This window comes from Sphingobium limneticum (genome assembly GCF_008710165.1).
In the GTDB taxonomy this organism is placed as follows: domain Bacteria; phylum Pseudomonadota; class Alphaproteobacteria; order Sphingomonadales; family Sphingomonadaceae; genus Sphingobium; species Sphingobium limneticum.
This window is the reverse complement of record NZ_VYQA01000001.1, coordinates 59,405-76,521: the sequence shown is the minus strand read 5'-3', so window position 1 is coordinate 76,521 and position 17,117 is coordinate 59,405. Positions and strand designations below refer to the sequence as shown.

Below are 17,117 nucleotides of genomic sequence, written 5' to 3'. Positions count from 1 at the left end.
TAAATGCCACATAGTGGACGTCTATCACGCAATATGAAATTAATGCAAGGCGCGATCAGCCTGAACGGGCATGAACCGCACCGCCTCTATCATCACCCCGCTGTCGCTGGCCGACACCGCCAGATCATGCCCGCCGCCCGCCAATTCTCCGGCTAATGTCAGGCTCAGTCGATTGTCCAGCACCCCCATCGCCCAGTCCCGACTTCCCGTCTCGCGCGTCACGGCCAGAGCATGATCCACGCCATCGACGCGCACCGTCAACTCCAACGGATCGCCATCATGGTCGGCATAGGCAGGCAGCAGATCCACCACCATCTGCCAACGCCCGGCGGGCAGGGTGACGGCAGCCTTGGCTCGCCCGCCGATGCCCGTTGCGGCAAGCATATCGCCCTGCCGGCCCAGCCCATCCACCAGCCGCCATCCCGCCTCGACAGCAAAGTCGCGTGGCGCAACCACTGTCCAACTCGCTGTCTCATTTGCCATGCGTTCATGGCCTGGAGCCGGCGCCACGGCATCCACCGGTGGCAGGATGGGCGGGGTCAGACGATAGCTGCGCCATTGCCCGTCAGCCGGCTCCACTGCCATCATGCCCCGCCATTTGCCGCCCGCCACCGCGCGATTATAGTGCCGGGTCAGCGCGCCGATCGCGGCATCGGCTTCATGCGCCACCTGCCCCCGCCGCATCGCTTCGGCCAGGTCGACGTCGCGCAGCCGATCATGCGCTTCGGCCGCAAAGAAGCGCCGGTTCGCCGCCGCAGACGCCCGCACCGGATAAGCCACCAGTTCGAAAAAGGCGTCCCGCCGCTCAGGTGCGACCAGCGGCTCGATCCGCCCGAGCGCCTCTTCCATCGCCGCGAAACCCGCCAGTCGCTTGTCCGCTTCGTCGATCGTCAACGGGCTTTGCCGCGCTTTCTCGGCCGGCAGATGATATTGCAGATGTTCCGGCCGCCGTTCGAAATTCAACCGATGATAATCGCGCAATATGTCTGCGACCGGCCGCGCCACCGTCGCCCCGATCGTGTCCGCCGCCCATCGTTCGACCCACCGGTCGACAGGCTCGGCGCGCGTCCCTTCCACATCCCATGCCATGCGCAGGAAATAGTCGGTGCCCAGTTCCGCCGGCTTCAGATCGCCGACATTGACCACCCACATCGTCCGCGCGCCCTTGTCCCAGGCCCGGCCCATTTCCTGGCGGATCAGCGCCGGCGGCGTAGTCGACAGCCAGAGGTAGGAAAGAGGCGCGCCCAGATAGGACAAATGATAATAAACGCCCGAACCGCCTTTGCGCGCGCGCTCGGCGGCATCGGGGAAATGGCGGATATACCCGAAATTATCGTCCGGCCACATCAGCGTCACATCGTCCGGCACCTTCAGCCCCGCGCGATAGACGTCCAGCACTTCCTTGTACGGCGTGAAGACCTGCGGCGCGGCGCCTATGCCGGCCTTCCCCAGCATCGCCCGTTGATCGGCAAAGATCCGTTCCAGCGTAGCCCGCCGCTCTTCGACCGTTTTCGGCCCGACCATGCCGCTATCATGAATGCCCCGCATCCCCAGCGTCCACACGCTTTCGTAAGCCGCATCGGTCGTTACCCGTTCTTCCCAATAGCGGCGCACACCATCTGGGTTCTTCAGATAGTCGAAATCCGCCGCCGGCGCGGTCCATTCGCCCACATTGTTCCGCAACATCGGTTCGGCATGGCTCGATCCCATGACGATGGCATAGCGATCCGCCAACGCCGCATTGGCCGGATCGGCGTTGAATGGCCGCGTCACCTTGTGCATCGCCGGCCACAATATATTGGCCTTCAACCGCAACAATAGTTCGAAGACTTTCTCATAAGTCTGCGGCCCGAGTGGCTTCTCGCCCGGCGCATGCGTACCGGCCGCCCAGGGCACCAGCCCCCAATCCTCATCGTTCAAGAATATGCCGCGATATTTGACCGAAGGTGGCCCGAACCGCTGCATGCCCTTCGCCACATAGAGCGCATCTCGATGCAGCGGCGCAACGTCCGCCCACCAGTGCCAGGGCGACATGCCGATCGCGCGCGCGACTTCATAGGCGCCATAGGCCGTACCACGCCTGTCGCTCCCCACGATCACTAGCGCCTGGGCCACGCCTGGCACCGGCCGATCGACGGTTAAGATCAGGAAACTCTCCCACGCGCCTTTCAGCCTGCCGACGTCGATCCGCTTGGCTGCCACCAGCCGGTCGATGGCGGCATTACGCCCCAGCGTGCCGATCCAGACCTGCCCCGTGCCGCCTTCGTTCGCGCCGCTGATGGTGGCGATATCCCGGCGCAGGTCCGCAGCGGCGATCCACACCACCTCATGGTCCGCCGCATCGGTGACGATCCGCGCCATCCGTCCCTTGGCTGCCAGCATGAAATCGCCCGCTCGCGCCCGGTCATGCACCCACTCTTCCGCGCGTGCCGGCGTACCCAGCAAAAATGCCGCCAGCCCGATCAGGCCGACGGCATGTCCGCGCAAAAGGCGAAAGAGGTACAGTCCTTCCACAGCCGTCCCCTTGTCGCCGCCTGCCTCAGATATAGGTCCGCAAAAACTCGCCCAGCGCGCAGATGGCCAGGCTCTGGCCATAGGGCATGGAGGTGAGCGCGATATCCTTATAGAATTGCTGGCTACTGCCCATCGCGGTGCCGAAGCTGACCTGCTGCAACTCGCCGGCCGCATCGATATTGGCCAGAACGCCGCGCACCGCCTTGATCCCGACCTCCTCATAATGACGCGGCAGATAGCCTTTCCGTACGCCCTTCAGGATACCGTAAGCGAAACCGGCCGTGGCCGACGCTTCCAGATAGCTGGTCGGATCGACGATCAGCGTATGCCAAAGGCCCGTCTCGGCATCCTGCGTTTCGGCCAGCGTCTTCACCTGCGCCGTCAGCGTGTCGATCAGGAAGGTGCGGAAGAAATCGCCCTCCGGCAGATCCAGTATCTCGATGATCTCGGGAATCGCGATCGTCACCCAGCAATTGCCGCGCGCCCAAAGCGCTTCGGCATAGTTGTGGCGACCGTTGAAATCCCAGCCATGGAACCACAGCCCCGTCTTCGTATCGTAGAGATATTTGATATGGACCAGGAACTGGCGCTTTGCTTCTTCGATATAGGCGGGGCGGTTCAGCAGCAGGCCGATCTTGGCCAGCGGCAGCACCGACATCATCAGCGTGTCGTCCCACATTTCGCCCGGATTTTCGTCATTATAGACGATATGCTGGAACCCGCCTTCCTCGGTCTTGGGCAGGCCGTCGGGCGCCATCAGCCATTCGGCCCAGGTGTCCAGATAAGGGATGTAGCGCGGGTCCGGCTCATATTCGTACAGATAGGCCAGCGTGATGAACGGGGCCATCGTGTTGATATTCTTGGTCGGCGTACCTTCGGCAAAGCGATCCTCGAACCATTGTTTGATGATCTCCAGCGCCTTGTAATCGCCGGTCTGCTCGAAATAGCGCCACATGCCGAACAGGCCGACGCCATGGGTCCATTCCCAGCCGGCCCACCCCTTGGTGTCGATGATCCGTCCATCATCCAGATGGAGCAGGAATTCGCCCGTCTCGTCCTTGATGTTGACGAGATTGTCCATCAGCCGGTCGATGGATTCGACGACCTCGCTGCGTGGAACGTCATGATGGGTAGCGGCCACTTACTTGGTCTCCTTGAGGTCTGAAGGTGCGTTTGGCGCGGCAACCATCTGCACTGGCAGACCGCCTTTCACGGTATGAAGGGTGATAAGGCGTACGCTTTCCAGCGCGTCGCCCGGCTGGCCATCGGACGTGACGGCCAGCGCGATATGGTTCTTGCCCCGGTGATTGATTATGCCCTCGGGGATAGGGAAAGTGCGTTGCGGCCCGACATGAGCGATGAACTGCCCCATGTTCCAGCCATTGACGAAGATCAGCACGCGATAGCGCACCGGCGAACGCGGCTTGGACGCATCGCCGAAGCTGAGGCCAATGGTCGCATCCTGTCCCTTGGGGACGTTCAGCGCGAAATCGGTGCGATACCAGCTGGTCCCGGCCTGAACCTGCGTCGCGGGCAGGCTGACCTTGCCCCACCCCTTGTCGTCGAAACCGGGCAGGTGCCATCCCATGCGTTCGCCATGGAGGCCGCCATTATTGGCCGGCCCGCGCACCGGATCGGGCAGGTCTTCGCCGCCCTGCTTGCCCTGGATCTTCCACTCGATCGGCACGGCGAAGCTGCGCCCGCTGGGGCCGCCCTCCAGCGAGGCGGAGATCAGGCCGCGCGCTTCCTTATGGAAATCGTCGCTGTCCAGATCCCAATTATGGCCGTTGTTGCGCACCATCACCGACAGGACATGCTCGCCGCTCTGCGCGCCGGCGGGCAGGGCAAAGCGCGCCGTCCCGGTGGTGATCGGTCGAGGGAGTCCAGTCGGCGGCTCGGCCTCGCCGATAAACTGTCCATCGATCCAGGCCTGCACCAGTCCCGCGCCACCTGCCCCGTAGAAGAGCGAGAGCGCCTTGGTGTCCGGCGTCCCGCTAAACCGCCCGCGATACCAGACATCGCCGTCATGAAAGCCATAGGCGTCCATGCTCATATTGGGCTGACCGTCCGGGCGGATCGTGGTCGGTGCATAGGATCGCCGGTCGATCGCCTGCCATGCACTGTCGTCGAATGCCGGATCGGCTTCGGGCGATCCCTTGGCCATGCGCCAGTCGGTCAGCGCGGGCAGGACGATATCGGCCGGTCCGCTCAGCGGCTGCACAGCGACAAGGCTGCCTGCCGCGCCAACCGTGGTCGCCACCTTCGCGCCATTCCAGATAACCGCGCGGACGCCCTTGGGTGCCCACACCTCCAGCCCATCGGCTCCATCCGTATCGCCGGTCAGTGCAAGCACGCCGCCCTTTGCCACGGCCGAGCGCACCAGTGCCGGCCCGCGCACCAGCGCATCGCCCTGCCGCCAATAATGGGCGCCTTCCGCCTCGTCGGCGATGATCAGCGTCAGCGGAGGGCGATCGCCACCCTCGATCCGCACCACTGAGCGACCTTGATGGGTATAGCCGAGTTTCAGGTCGCCCTTCGCCGCGTCAAATGCGCTCGAAACCTGTCCCTCCACCACCGTCACCGTGGGGGCGGCGGCATAGCGCAGCACCGTCTCGCCCGGCTCGCCCGCGCGGCCATAGAGCAGCATCACGCCATCCTGCGACGATTGCAGCTCCGACGTCGAATAGACCAGCCGCTGCCCGGTCAGCGTCACCCCCGCGACCAGCCACTTAGCGTCGAAGCCATTCAACTGCATCGGCACGCTATAGCGCCCGTCGGGCAGGTCGGCGGTAAAGCTGAAACTATCGTTCGTCTGCCTGTTAGAAGGCTTGTGCGTCACCATCAGGAAGCGCGCGTCCGTCTCCCGGCTTTTATTGTGGTAGATCTGGATATTGGGTGACGAAATCTCCGGCCGCCCCGCCGGGATCATGCCCGCCAGATCGGGGACGGACGCGATCAGCCCGCCCAGCTGCTTCATCTCCATGGCCTTGTCGCGCAGCGCTCGCGGTTCGGAAATGGCCGACCCATAATCATAGCTGGTGAACACGACCGGCGCCGGCAACCAGCCCCAGCTGGTGCCGCCATAGCTCATGTAGAAGCTCTGGATGCCGATCCCGTTGGCCAGGTTGGTGCCATAAAAGACCCGCTGGAACCGCTTGCCGCGCTGGATGGCGTTGCAGTCATAGCCACCATTCGACCCCCAATAGTCGAACCAGCCGCCACCGAACTCCGCGAGAAACCCCGGCGTATCCGGCGAAGCGGACGCGCCGCCCTTCGCCCCGCCCGGACCATAAAAGCCCCAGTCGGGCGCGGCGACGTCGCGGGTCGGCTTGCCCTCCACGGTGCAGGTGCCGCCGGGATAGCCGTCGAACGCGTACATGTCGTTCGGGCCATGGACGACCTTGTCGACCTTGCTGCTCTCGGGCGTCCAATAGCCATTACGCCCTTGATCATTGTGGAACAGCGGGACGGTGATGCCATCGGCCCGCGCCTTGGCATAGAGATGATCCATATAGCGTCGCTGCGACGGGGTCGTCAGCGCCAGCTCATTTTCGATCTGATGCAGGATGACGCCATAGCGGCGCTTGGGGTCGGCGTTGATCTGGTGCTTGGCGATGATCGGATTGATGTGGCTCAGCCACTCGTCGGCGGCCTTCAGATAATCGGGGTCGTCGGTGCGGGCGCGGGCGCGCTGGTTGACCAGCCAGCCCGGAAAGCCGCCTCGCGACAATTCCGCGTTCACATAGGGACCGGCGCGGGTGATGACGTAGAGGCCTTCCTCCTCCGCCATGGTCAGCAGCCGGTCGATGTCACGGATACCGCTGAAATCATATACGCCCTGCTTCGGGCTGTGATAGCCCCAGTCGAAATAGAGCGCGACCGTATTGAACCCACTGGCCTTCATCTTCTGAAGGATGTCGCGCCACAGATCGGGGGAGGGCAGGCGAAAGGGGTGGAACTCGCCGCCCCAGATCACCATCCTCTTGCCATCGACCATCAGCGAACGGGCGTCATAGGACACACGCCCGAACGTCTTGACCGGGGCGGACAGGTTGGCGGTGGGCTTCGCCTCCTGCGCAACGGCAGGCGTGGCAAGAGCAGACCCCAGAAGCAAGGCGGCGATCAGCGAACGCATGGCTTCAGTCCATGTGAAACAGCAAGGGGAGCGGCCATTCCTTGGGCTGGTTGCCGGGCTGCACCTCCATCAGCGGGGCCATATGGTCCCACCAGCGCTGCATGATCGGATGATCGGGCAGCGTGTCGCGGCTGTTATCCTCGCGCAGCTTCAGCACTGCGAAAAGGCTCAGCGTCTCTTCATCCAGGAAGATGGAATAGTCGTGGATGCCAGATTGCGACAGCAAGTTGGACAGCTCTGGCCAGATTTCGTCATGGCGCTTGCGATACTCGTCCACCACGCCGGGCTTCAGCTGCATCTTGAAGGCGTGGATGGTCATTGCTCTCCCCTCGCTCCCGTTATCAAACCATATTGTGGAACGTTCTACCTATATTTGGTAGCATCGTCCCATATGTTCGTCAACGCCATAGCGGCGTATTCCGCACGGAAAAGCGCTGCACATCCTCCAGCGCGAAGGGCGGCCGCTGATCAGCTGCCATCGTCTCGACGGTCAGCCGGTCGATAGCCAGCCCGTCCACATGCCGGGCCCACAATGCCCAGCTGGGCAGCACGCCGAACATGCTCGGTTCCGGATAGACATCGGGCAGTTCCTGAGGCCGGCGTGCCGCGTCCGCTACCGTTCCGCCACCGCGATAGGACAGGTGCACGTCGCGCAGCGTCACGTCGCGGATCGGATGACCCGCCAGTCCTGCGATTGCAGCCGGGAAGCGATGGTCGATCCCGCGTGCATCCACATCGCGGATCGTCACGCCTTCGATCGCGCCGACACCCGTCCCTTCAGGCCCTCTCCGCCGGTCACCCAGCCGCAGGAACAACGGGGCGGTCGTGACGTCGCGCATCGTCAACCGCTGCGCCACGATCTGCTCCATGACGCCACCGTCCACCGTCTCCAGCGCCAATCCCCGACACCGGGTGAAGCGGCAATCCTCAATCCGTACGTTGCGATATCCGCCATTGCTCTCGGTGCCGAGCTTGATCCGTCCCGTCACCCGATCGCGATCCGGCGCGATTTCCTGCGTGGTCCTTTTCGTCCCATCCACCAACGATCCCATATCATAGCCCGATACGTCGCAATCGCGGATCAGGATATTCTCCGCGGCGATGGCGCGTCCCAGCGCATAGCTGCTCTTCACCACGATCCCGTCATCATTGGGTGAATTGACCCGGCAGCGTTCCACCACCACGTTACGCACGCAGTCCAGGTCGATCCCGTCCCGCTCGGTATCGATGGTCAGCCCCTCGATCCGCAGGTCGCGCGTGCCCGTGGCCAGTATCGCAAAATGCCCGCCCTTCAATATGGTGAAGCCCGATAGATGGATGTCGCGCCCATTTTTCAAGGCGATTGCCTTGTTGCCCAGTCCTTGCATCATGGCGGCATCCGGTTCCAGATGGCCGATTTCGGCAGCGGTCATGCCCTGCATCGACAGCGGGCGCTCGCCCGCCTGTTTCTTCCACCGCGCGCCTGGCCCATCGCGGGTTAGGCCCAAGCCGTGGATCAATCCCGGCCCTATGATCGCCACCTGCTCGACATCGTCGCCCCAGATCAGGCTGTTGCGCCAATGGCTATGCCCGAAATCCTGGTAAAGCTGCTCGATCCCGGCCTCGGGCAGGTCGTAGCGTCCCCCATGGCGCGCCGGATCTGCGGCCTCGATCACCGCCCCTTCGCCCAGCAGCAAGGTCACCCGACTCTTCAACCGGATCGAGAAGCAGAGATAGCGGCCACGCGGCAGAATGACGGTGCCGCCCCCGGCGCGAGACGCCGCCTCGATCGCGGCATTGATCGCCCCGCTGTCGATCGCGATGCCATCGCCCTTCGCACCATGATCGCGCACGTCGAAACGCCGGGCCGCATGCGCCGGAAAGATCGGCACAATCAGCGCGGCGGCGCCCAGTGCCAGTTCGCGGCGGCTCATCCGCATCAATTGCCCGCCGGCCGCTGGTCGCTGCGGATCAGGCTGGGGACGATCGACACCCCGTCCAACTGCGGCCGGCTCGGTATGAAGGCCGATGCAACGACATGCCCGGCCAGGGTCGGCACCTGCGCCCTGATCCGTTCCGCCACTGCCCGCGCCAGCAACCAGGCGCCTGCATTGTCATGATGCGTCTTGTCCTTGCCACCATCATTGAAGATGGTCGGCGCCACGTCCGGCCCCAGCGCTTCATAGATCGCCCGGCTGTCGGCGTTCAGGTCGATCAGCGGTACCTGCTCGTCCGCCGCAACCTTGCGCACGGCCGCCGCATAGGCCCCCAGCGTATCCTTGATCCGCGCGGCCTCGTCGAAATTGCGCCGTTCGGGCGACGTCACCAACACAGGCAGCGCGCCGCGCCGCCGCGCCTCGGCAATATAGGCGCGCAGATAGGCGGGATAGGTGGTCGCCGCGTCGGCATAGGTCTGCGGCCACTCGGCTTTCTGGTCGTTATGGCCGAACTGGATGAACAGCCAGTCGCCCGCCTTCATCCCCGCCAGCAATTTGTCGAAGCGCAGGTCGGTCAGGAAGGATTTGAGCGTAGCACCCGATTTGGCATGATTGGCGACGATCACCGCGTCGTCCAGCATCGCCGGCAGCATCTGTCCCCAACTGGCGGCCGGTTCGGCATATTGGTCGGTCACGGTCGAATCGCCCGCCAGGAAGATGGTAGGCGCATGTGCCGGCTCGATCCGCACCGACTGGACAACGGGCTTGCCCAGAAATTCCAGGGTCAGCTTCTCGTCCCACGTATATTCCAGCATATCACGCGCATCGACCCGCACTGTCCTGCCACCCGGCGCATTGGCCGGGGGCGGGGTCAGGGCAGGGGTGCGCACATTGACCAGAAAGCTGCGCTCAACCGTTTCGCCCGGACGCGTGACGACATGGTTCAGCATCATGCGCCGTGCTTCGGCCTTGACCGTGGTGTCACCCGCCTGTCGTCCGCCCAGCGTCAGCGTGACGCGATAATCGCCCTCAGGAAGCGCGGTGGAAAAAAGGAAGCCCCGTTCGTCACGGCTCGGCTCCACGCCATGACCGCCCGTTTCATAGACGCGGCGGCGATCGGGCGACTCCGGAGTCAGGTCGAACAGCTGCGCCGCCGGAAGCGGCGCGGCGGTCAGCATCAGCGCAAGGATAGCGGACATGCGATAAACCATCCGATCGGGGACAAAGGAAAGGGGGCGCCACAGCGGAGCGGCGCCCCCTCCAGGTCAACGGCCCGTGCAGAGGCGCGCTGAACTTTTAATCCCGTTAAATAGTGTGATGATCCATATATCGGGACATGCCGACGCGTCAATGCCTCCGGTGATGGAACGGCCGATAAAATGATCCACATTGTGAAATGCAAAATCACATGATGATTTTTCTTTCTTTTGTCCGACCACGGATATAGGATGACACTCGAGTTCACATAGTGGAACCATAAGATCGACCTCCGGGGAGGAGGCGGTCAGGACATTGGGGAGGATATTTATGCCTGTACGTTCCGCGTTCGCTCGTCGCAGCTCGGCCCTCGCGATCGCCTCGACCTTGCTGGTCGCCCTGCCGGCCATGGCCCAGGAGCAGCCTGTTGCCGATCAGGCCGCCGATCCGGCAACTGCCGACATCGTCGTCACCGGCTTCCGTGCCTCGCTCAACAGCGCGCTGGGCATGAAGCGCAACGAAGCGGCCGCCGTCGATTCGATCGTGGCGGAGGATATCGGCAAATTCCCCGATTCCAACCTGGCCGAGTCCATGCAGCGCGTGCCCGGCATCGCGCTCGCCCGTGGCGATGGTGGTGAAGGGCGCAACATCTCGGTCCGTGGTCTGGGCGCCGGTTTCACCCGCGTCCGCATCAACGGCATGGAAGGGACGGCGCAGACCGGCTCGTCCGATATCTATGGTGCAGGCAACAACGGCCGCAGCTTCGACTTCAACGTTTTCCCGACCGAAATCTTCTCTGCCCTGTCGGTGCGCAAAACCACCTCGGCCGATATCGAGGAAGGCTCGCTGGGCGCCACGGTGGATCTCTCCGCGCCCAAGCCGATGGACCAGAAGGAAGACTTCGTCCTCGCGGCGACTGCGCGCGGCGTTTACAATGAACTGTCGAAGAAAGTCGATCCGCGTGCCTCGCTGCTCATTTCCAAGAAGTTCGGCGACAGCGGCTTCGGCATTCTCGGCTCGGTCGCCTATCAGAAACGCCATCTTCGCGAAGTCGGCTATTCGGCGGTGGACATCCTGTCGGCCAATGCCAATGGCGGTTTCTGCTCGCCGCTGGGCGCGCCGATCAATACTGCCGGGCAAAATGCGACACAACTTGCTGCGCGCGGCGTGACTGCGGCAAATTGCAGCACGAACAATCCCCGCACCAGCACCGCCGCCGCCTATCAGGCGATTCAAGATCTGCGTCGCGACGATTTGCCAGGAACGCCGGGCAGCGGCGCCTTCCTGCCGCGCCTGCCCCGCTATCTGAACAGTCAACAGAATCAGGAACGTATTGGCGGCTCGTTGACGCTGCAATTCCAGCCGGACGATGCCACCGACATCTCGGTCGATTTCCTCTACTCGCGATTTGAAGTCACCCGTCGCGACAATTACATCGCGGCTATCTCGTTCGCCCGCAACGCCTCCAACCTCGGACAGCCGATGACCTCGGTGCGGGACATCGAATTCGACGACAATGGCTCGCTGCTCTATGGCCTGTTCAACGGCGTAGACGTCCGCTCCGAAGGGCTCGTCGATCATTTCGTCTCGACCTTCAAACAGGCAAACGTCAATTTCAAGCGCCAGTTGAACGACAGCCTGGAAGTCAGCGGTATCGTTGGCTTCAACCAGTCCGTCTGGGACGGGAAGAAGCGGCTTCAGACCTTCATGGATGCGATCGACACCAATGGTTTCTCGATCGACTTCCGCGATGGCGGCAGCACGCCCAAATTGGGCTTCGGCGTGGATGTCAGCAATCCGAACAGCTTCAACTACGCGCCGACTTTGTCGAACGGCACGGTGCTGGGTGGCTTCAGCTTCCAGGGCAAGCCGTCCAAGAACACCACCGACAACATGACCGCGGAAACCAACCTGAAATGGACGGTCAGCGATGCCTTCTCCATCCGGGCGGGCGCACAATATCGGCGCAGCAACTTCCTCTCCACCTTCCTGCGTCCCTATAATGCCGACACGGTGGTCCGTGCATTGCCGGCCGGCACTACGCTGGCGGCCATCACCACCACCATCAACGGCGTCGACAAGCTGTGGGGCAATGGCGCGCCGTCCAGTTGGGCCGCGATTGATCCCGACAAATGGGCCAGCACCTTCGGTTTCGATGACGTGCGCTATTGCGGCGTGGAATGTGGTGCAGGCCGCAGCCGCGTCGTCGAGGAAGTCTCCAGCGGCTATCTGATGGCGAACTTCGATCTGGAGGAGGCGTTGGGCTTTTCCATTCGTGGCGACGCGGGTGTCCGCTACGTCAAGACTGACATGGTAGGATCGGGCTATATCAACATTGCCAGCGCCTCTTCCCCTACCGGCCTTGCCGGTCAGTATAAGGCGGTCCGCAACAGCTATGACGACTGGTTGCCGTCGGCCAATATCGTGATCGAACCGATCGATAACCTGTTGGTCCGTTTCTCCGGTGCGAAGGTGTTGTCCCGGCCTGAACTCGGTGTGTTGACGCCCACGGTGACGATCAACCCCACCACCCGCGTTGGTAGCATCAGCAACCCTCTGCTGAGCCCCATCCGTGCCAATACGTTCGATGCTGCGATCGAATGGTATTTCCGGCCTGGCTCTCTGCTGTCCGCGGCTTTCTTTTACAAGGATATCAAAAGCTATATCCAGAATGTGAACAGCCAGATCAACTTCAACGAACTGGGTCTGCCAGATGCGCTCCTGATCGGCGGCACAGCGGTTGCCACCGATCCGTTCACCATTTCGCAGCCGTTCAACACGCCGGGCGGTAAGCTCAAGGGCATCGAAATCAATGCCCAGATTCCCTTCACCTTCTTCGATGGCTTCTTGAGCAATTTCGGCCTGCTGGCGAACTACACCCATGTTACCTCGAAGATTAACTACATCCTCGCCAGCGCAGGTGGCGTACCCACCGTGACCACCACGGCGGACCTCGTCGGCCTGTCGCCCAACACCGCGTCGGCCACGCTCTATTATGAGGATGACAAGTTCAGCATCCGGACGACCGGCAATTTCCGCGATCAGTTCATCCGCGGCATTCCGGCTTCACCCGGCAGCGATCTCCAGGGCAATGCCAAGACCTTCTACATGGACGCGTCGGCCAGCTATAATGTGACCGATCGCCTCAAGGTCATTCTGGAAGCGACCAACCTGACCGACGAGCAGAACCGTCTCTATATCGACAGCACGCGTCAGGACACTTTGTTCGAAACACGGATCGGCCGGACTTTCACCTTCGGCGTCACCTACCGGATGTGATCTGAATTCACCTTTCTCCCCCAAACTCAAGGGCGCGGCCACCATGGTAGCCGCGCCCTTATTGTGTCTGCCTGTCCTATCGGACGGGTTCCTGATAGAATGGCGTCATACCGCATCTGCTCGCACTATAATTTCCCACTGGCGTTCGAAAATGTCCGAATTGGCGGGAAATGTGCGAAGTTAAGCGCCGGACTTCCTATTCAACGCGGCCCACTATAGCCCACGGCGCCGCTGATCAGCTCGGCCGATCGCATTACCTGCTCCGCCAGGCCGGGGCGCAAGTCGTCGGTCAGATAATGGGCCGCGCTGGCGATCGAGATGGCGATGCAGATCTGCCCCTTGGCATCGCGGATCGGCACGGCGATCGACCGCACCCCATCGCCCAGTTCGCTGTCATGCAGCACTTCGCCCCGCGCCTTGTGCCCCCGCATTTCCGCGACATAGGCCTGGATTTGCGCCGGCGTCACCTTGCCGTCCTTCGCCTCGACATAGAGGCGCTCCCACGTCGCCTCCACCTCATCCAGCAGCAGCGCCTTGCCCAGGCCCGTTTCGGCGACTGGCCTGCGATCGCCCGGCGCGGTGGCGACACGCAAGCGTTGCGTCCCCGTCACCCGCTCCAAATGGCGGGACCAGTCGCCTTCACGCTTGCCCACGAACACACAGAAGCCGGTGCGTTCCGACAGCAACTCCATGAAAGGGCGGGCGACCCGCACATAGTCGATCTGCTCGGTCGCCAGCACGCCCAGCTGCAATAATTTGGGGCCAAGCGCAAAGCCGTCGCGCGTCACCGACAGATAGTTTCGCGACTTCAACGCCTGCACCAGCCGGTGCGCGGTGGTCTTGCTCATGCCCAGCTTGCGAGCGAGGTCGGCCGCACGGATCGGCCCGTCGATCACCTCGTCCATGATGTCGAGCGCGCGCATCAATGTCTGCGTACCCTTGACCGTTTCGGCCCCGTCCTTCTTGTCGTCGCCGTCCTGCATGATCTTCTGCCTATTCTGCCGCCCCATATAGCGGGACGTTCCATATAGAGGAAAGCATATCAGTTAAATTGGACCTTTTGTCAGCTTCTTTGTTGCAGAGACGATGCTGGCGTATTCGTATGCGCACTTGTCCGGCGGGGCGGGTCATGGCAGCGATGCGGGTTCGATGTATCTGACGGAACGCCCGTTCGGTGCGCGGCAGGAGGGGACGGATGGGCATGGACAAGCCGAAACAAGGCTTTGCCGGATTGTGGAATATCAGTTTCGGCTTTTTCGGCATCCAGATCGGCTTTGCGCTGCAAAATGCCAATATGAGCCGCGTTTTCCAGTCGCTCGGCTCCAGCATCGACAATCTGTCGGTCCTGTGGATCGCGGCGCCGCTGACCGGCCTGCTGGTGCAGCCGATCATCGGCCATCTGTCCGATCGTACCTGGCTCGGCCGTCTCGGCCGCCGGCGTCCCTATTTTCTGCTGGGCGCCATCCTTTCAGCGCTGGCGTTGCTGGGCATGCCGCAGAGCGACGGGCTACTGATGGCGGCGCTGCTGCTCTGGCTGCTGGACGCCAGCCTCAATATCTCGATGGAGCCGTTCCGCGCCTTTGTCGGCGACATGCTGCGCAAGGACCAGCATACGTTAGGCTACGCCGTGCAGACCGCTTTCATCGGAGCCGGCGCGGTCGTGGGATCGCTTTTCCCCTGGCTGCTCGACCATCTGGGCGTCGCCAATGTCGCGCCAGCGGGGCAGGTGCCGGACACGGTGCGCTTCAGCTTTTGGGCGGGCGGCGCGGCGTTGTTCGCGGCGGTGCTGTGGACGGTGGTTACGACGCGGGAATATTCACCGGACGACATGCGCGCCTTTGCCGATGCGGAAGAAGCGCACCCGGCAGCGCCCGATCTGTCGAGACGAGCCATCGCCCCGTGCTTCGTCTGGATCGGTGCGGGCCTGATCGTCGCGCTGCTGGTCGATTTGGCGGGCATGGAAAAAGAGGTCTATCTGCTGGGCGCCTTGCTCGCGGGCTATGGCCTGGCCAGCCTGACCGCGATCCTGCTGGCGCGAGCCGGGCGGGGTGGCAATATGCTGGCCCATATCGTCGGCGACATCGGCGGGATGCCGCCGATCATGCGCCGGCTGGCCCTGATCCAGTTCTTCAGCTGGTCGGCGCTATTCATCATGTGGATTCACACCACCCCGGTGGTCGCCCAATATATGTTCGGATCGGCCGACCCCGCCAGCGCCGCCTATCAGGCCGGCGGCAATTGGGTGGGGGTGTTGTTTTCCGTCTATAATGGCGTTGCCGCCGTCGCGGCCCTCACGCTGCTGCCCTGGATTGCGGCGCGGATCGGCAAGGCGCGGACCCATGCGCTGTGCCTGGTCGCGGGCGCGGCTGGATTTGGCAGTTTCCTTGTCCTGCGCGATCCCGACCTGCTGCTCCTGAGCGAAATAGGGATCGGCATCGCCTGGGCGTCTATCCTCGCCATGCCCTATGCGATGCTGGCCTCCAGCCTGCCGCAGGCGAAGCTGGGCGTCTATATGGGCGTATTCAACATCTTCGTCGTGGTGCCGCAGCTGCTGGTCGCCACCGCCATGGGGTCGATCATGAAGGCGTTCTTCCCCGGCGATCCGATCTGGACCATGGCCTTTGCTGCGGTAACGCTGTTGCTGGCCGCATTGGCGACCCTGCGGATCAAGGCATGAGATCGGATGAGGTCCGCTTAACTTCGCACATTTCCCGCTTATCCTGATATTTCCGATCCCAAATAGGACATCATGTTGCGTGAGGCGTTCCGGCCTCACGCCCGTCCTTATAGCGAGCGGGGGCGGTGTAGGACAGGCCGAGTCGCAGAGCGCAACCCGCTTCCAAACCCAGCCGAAGCGTCGCGCGCCACCATGGCTTCCGTTACGGAAAGCGTTGCATCGCGCTACGCATGCAATTTTTGCAACCGCGAGCATATCGTTCGCACTTGCGGAAAAATGACAGGTCGGTCACAAGAAATGTGCCTTTCAGGCATCCTCTCCTAAAAACTTTCAGGGCTGGTCTTCGGATCGGCCCTTTTTTTGTCCGCTTCTGCTGGGCTGTCATCCAGCCCCTGGGGCATGCGCCATGTGACGCCTTCGTCCAGATAAGCCTCCAGTTCGCGCCAATGCCGGTCCCAGCCTGGACCGCGCCGGGCAGGCGGCACTTCCTGTTCGACCATCAGCCGCGCGCGCCGCACCGGGTTGGACGGTCGCTGCTCCATGCGCTCTACTATATCGCGCAGATCCTGGGGCCTGTCCTTGCTCATCATATCCTCCGCGAGACGTCCCGTCCCGTACGCCGCCTTTGCCCGCGAAGCAAAGTGGGAGGCAATGGCCTATCCGTGGTGCGGTGCAACGAATATTGTGTTAATGTCATGCTTCCGTCATAAAGCCCCATGTCATTGCCATCCGGCCCAACGGCCCCGCCCATCGCCCGTATCCAGCAAAATGTGCTGGCCGTAGGGGAACGTCACCTGCTTAACTGGCTGTGCGCCCGCATGCCACGCTGGGTCACGCCCGATCTGCTGACCGGGTTCGGCATGGTCGGCGCCTTCGCCATCTTCGCCGGCTATGCCGCCAGCAACTGGGGTGTCGACTGGCTGTGGCTGGCCATTGCCGGCTATGCAATCCAGTGGTTCGGCGATTCCATGGACGGCAGCCTGGCGCGTCATCGCAAGATCGAGCGTCCGTCCTACGGCTATTTCATCGACCATAGCTGCGATGGCCTTGCGACCTTGCTGATCCTCGCTGGCATGGGCGCCAGCCCCTATATTCGCATGGACGTCGCGCTGGTGGCGCTGGCCGGCTATCTCTTGCTGTCCATTCACGCCTATCTGTCGGCGCGCGTATTGGGCGAGTTCAAACTATCCTATCTGGCCGCCGGGCCCACCGAATTACGGCTGCTGCTGATCGGATTGACCATCGCGATGATGATGCTGGGCTATGCACCGGGCCTGTTTGGTGCCGTGTCGGGTTTCGATCTGTTCGTGGGTATCGTCGGCGCGATCTTGGTATTGCTGTTCATCAAGCAGACGCTGACCACGGCCAAGCGTCTGGCATTGACCGAACGCCGCTGATC

General features: G+C 62.6%; 11 protein-coding genes. 3 read left to right on the top strand and 8 right to left on the bottom strand.

From position 1 onward, the window contains the following. Positions 1-39: 39 nt before the first annotated feature. The 6 genes from F4U95_RS00265 to F4U95_RS00240 all read right to left on the bottom strand — a co-directional run bounded on the left by F4U95_RS00265 (position 40) and on the right by F4U95_RS00240 (position 9,764). Entirely contained in the window at positions 40-2,514 is a 2,475-nt protein-coding gene (locus F4U95_RS00265) for a glycosyl hydrolase 115 family protein (protein WP_232016232.1), read from the bottom strand. Between the two features lie 25 nt (positions 2,515-2,539). Further along, positions 2,540-3,655, bottom strand: a complete 1,116-nt coding sequence (bglB, locus tag F4U95_RS00260; protein WP_120253022.1) for a beta-galactosidase BglB — start codon at positions 3,653-3,655, stop codon at positions 2,540-2,542. Next, positions 3,656-6,649, bottom strand: a complete 2,994-nt coding sequence (locus F4U95_RS00255) for a glycoside hydrolase family 35 protein (protein WP_120253021.1) — start codon at positions 6,647-6,649, stop codon at positions 3,656-3,658. Between the two features lie 4 nt (positions 6,650-6,653). Next, positions 6,654-6,968: an L-rhamnose mutarotase gene (locus F4U95_RS00250; protein WP_120253020.1), complete on the bottom strand. Its 315-nt coding sequence runs from the start codon at positions 6,966-6,968 to the stop codon at positions 6,654-6,656. A 79-nt stretch (positions 6,969-7,047) separates the two neighbouring features. Beyond that, positions 7,048-8,568, bottom strand: a complete 1,521-nt coding sequence (locus F4U95_RS00245; RefSeq protein WP_246171455.1) for a rhamnogalacturonidase — start codon at positions 8,566-8,568, stop codon at positions 7,048-7,050. After that, the gene (locus F4U95_RS00240; RefSeq protein ID WP_120253552.1) at positions 8,568-9,764 is read right to left on the bottom strand and encodes a rhamnogalacturonan acetylesterase; all 1,197 of its coding nucleotides are present in this window, start codon (positions 9,762-9,764) and stop codon (positions 8,568-8,570) included. Before F4U95_RS00240 ends, F4U95_RS00245 begins: the two co-directional genes overlap by 1 nt. A 328-nt stretch (positions 9,765-10,092) precedes the next feature. Here F4U95_RS00240 and F4U95_RS00235 point away from each other — a divergent pair, with 328 nt between their 5' ends. Next, positions 10,093-13,041, top strand: coding sequence for a TonB-dependent receptor (locus F4U95_RS00235; protein ID WP_150411823.1), 2,949 nt, complete (start codon positions 10,093-10,095; stop codon positions 13,039-13,041). Between the two features lie 200 nt (positions 13,042-13,241). Here F4U95_RS00235 and F4U95_RS00230 read toward each other — a convergent pair whose 3' ends face one another. After that, positions 13,242-14,051, bottom strand: a complete 810-nt coding sequence (locus tag F4U95_RS00230) for an IclR family transcriptional regulator (protein ID WP_246171454.1) — start codon at positions 14,049-14,051, stop codon at positions 13,242-13,244. 191 nt (positions 14,052-14,242) lie between these two features. Here F4U95_RS00230 and F4U95_RS00225 point away from each other — a divergent pair, with 191 nt between their 5' ends. Then, positions 14,243-15,718 (top strand): MFS transporter, encoded by a 1,476-nt coding sequence (locus tag F4U95_RS00225; protein ID WP_120253550.1) that lies wholly within the window; start codon positions 14,243-14,245, stop codon positions 15,716-15,718. 320 nt (positions 15,719-16,038) lie between these two features. Here the strand turns inward: F4U95_RS00225 and F4U95_RS00220 are convergent, their stop codons facing one another. Beyond that, positions 16,039-16,305, bottom strand: coding sequence for a hypothetical protein (locus F4U95_RS00220; RefSeq protein WP_211364651.1), 267 nt, complete (start codon positions 16,303-16,305; stop codon positions 16,039-16,041). Between the two features lie 129 nt (positions 16,306-16,434). On the opposite strand from F4U95_RS00220, the gene F4U95_RS00215 reads away from it, so the two are divergent. Next, the gene (locus F4U95_RS00215) at positions 16,435-17,115 is read left to right on the top strand and encodes a CDP-alcohol phosphatidyltransferase family protein (RefSeq protein ID WP_120253018.1); all 681 of its coding nucleotides are present in this window, start codon (positions 16,435-16,437) and stop codon (positions 17,113-17,115) included. The last annotated feature ends 2 nt before the right edge of the window (positions 17,116-17,117 follow it).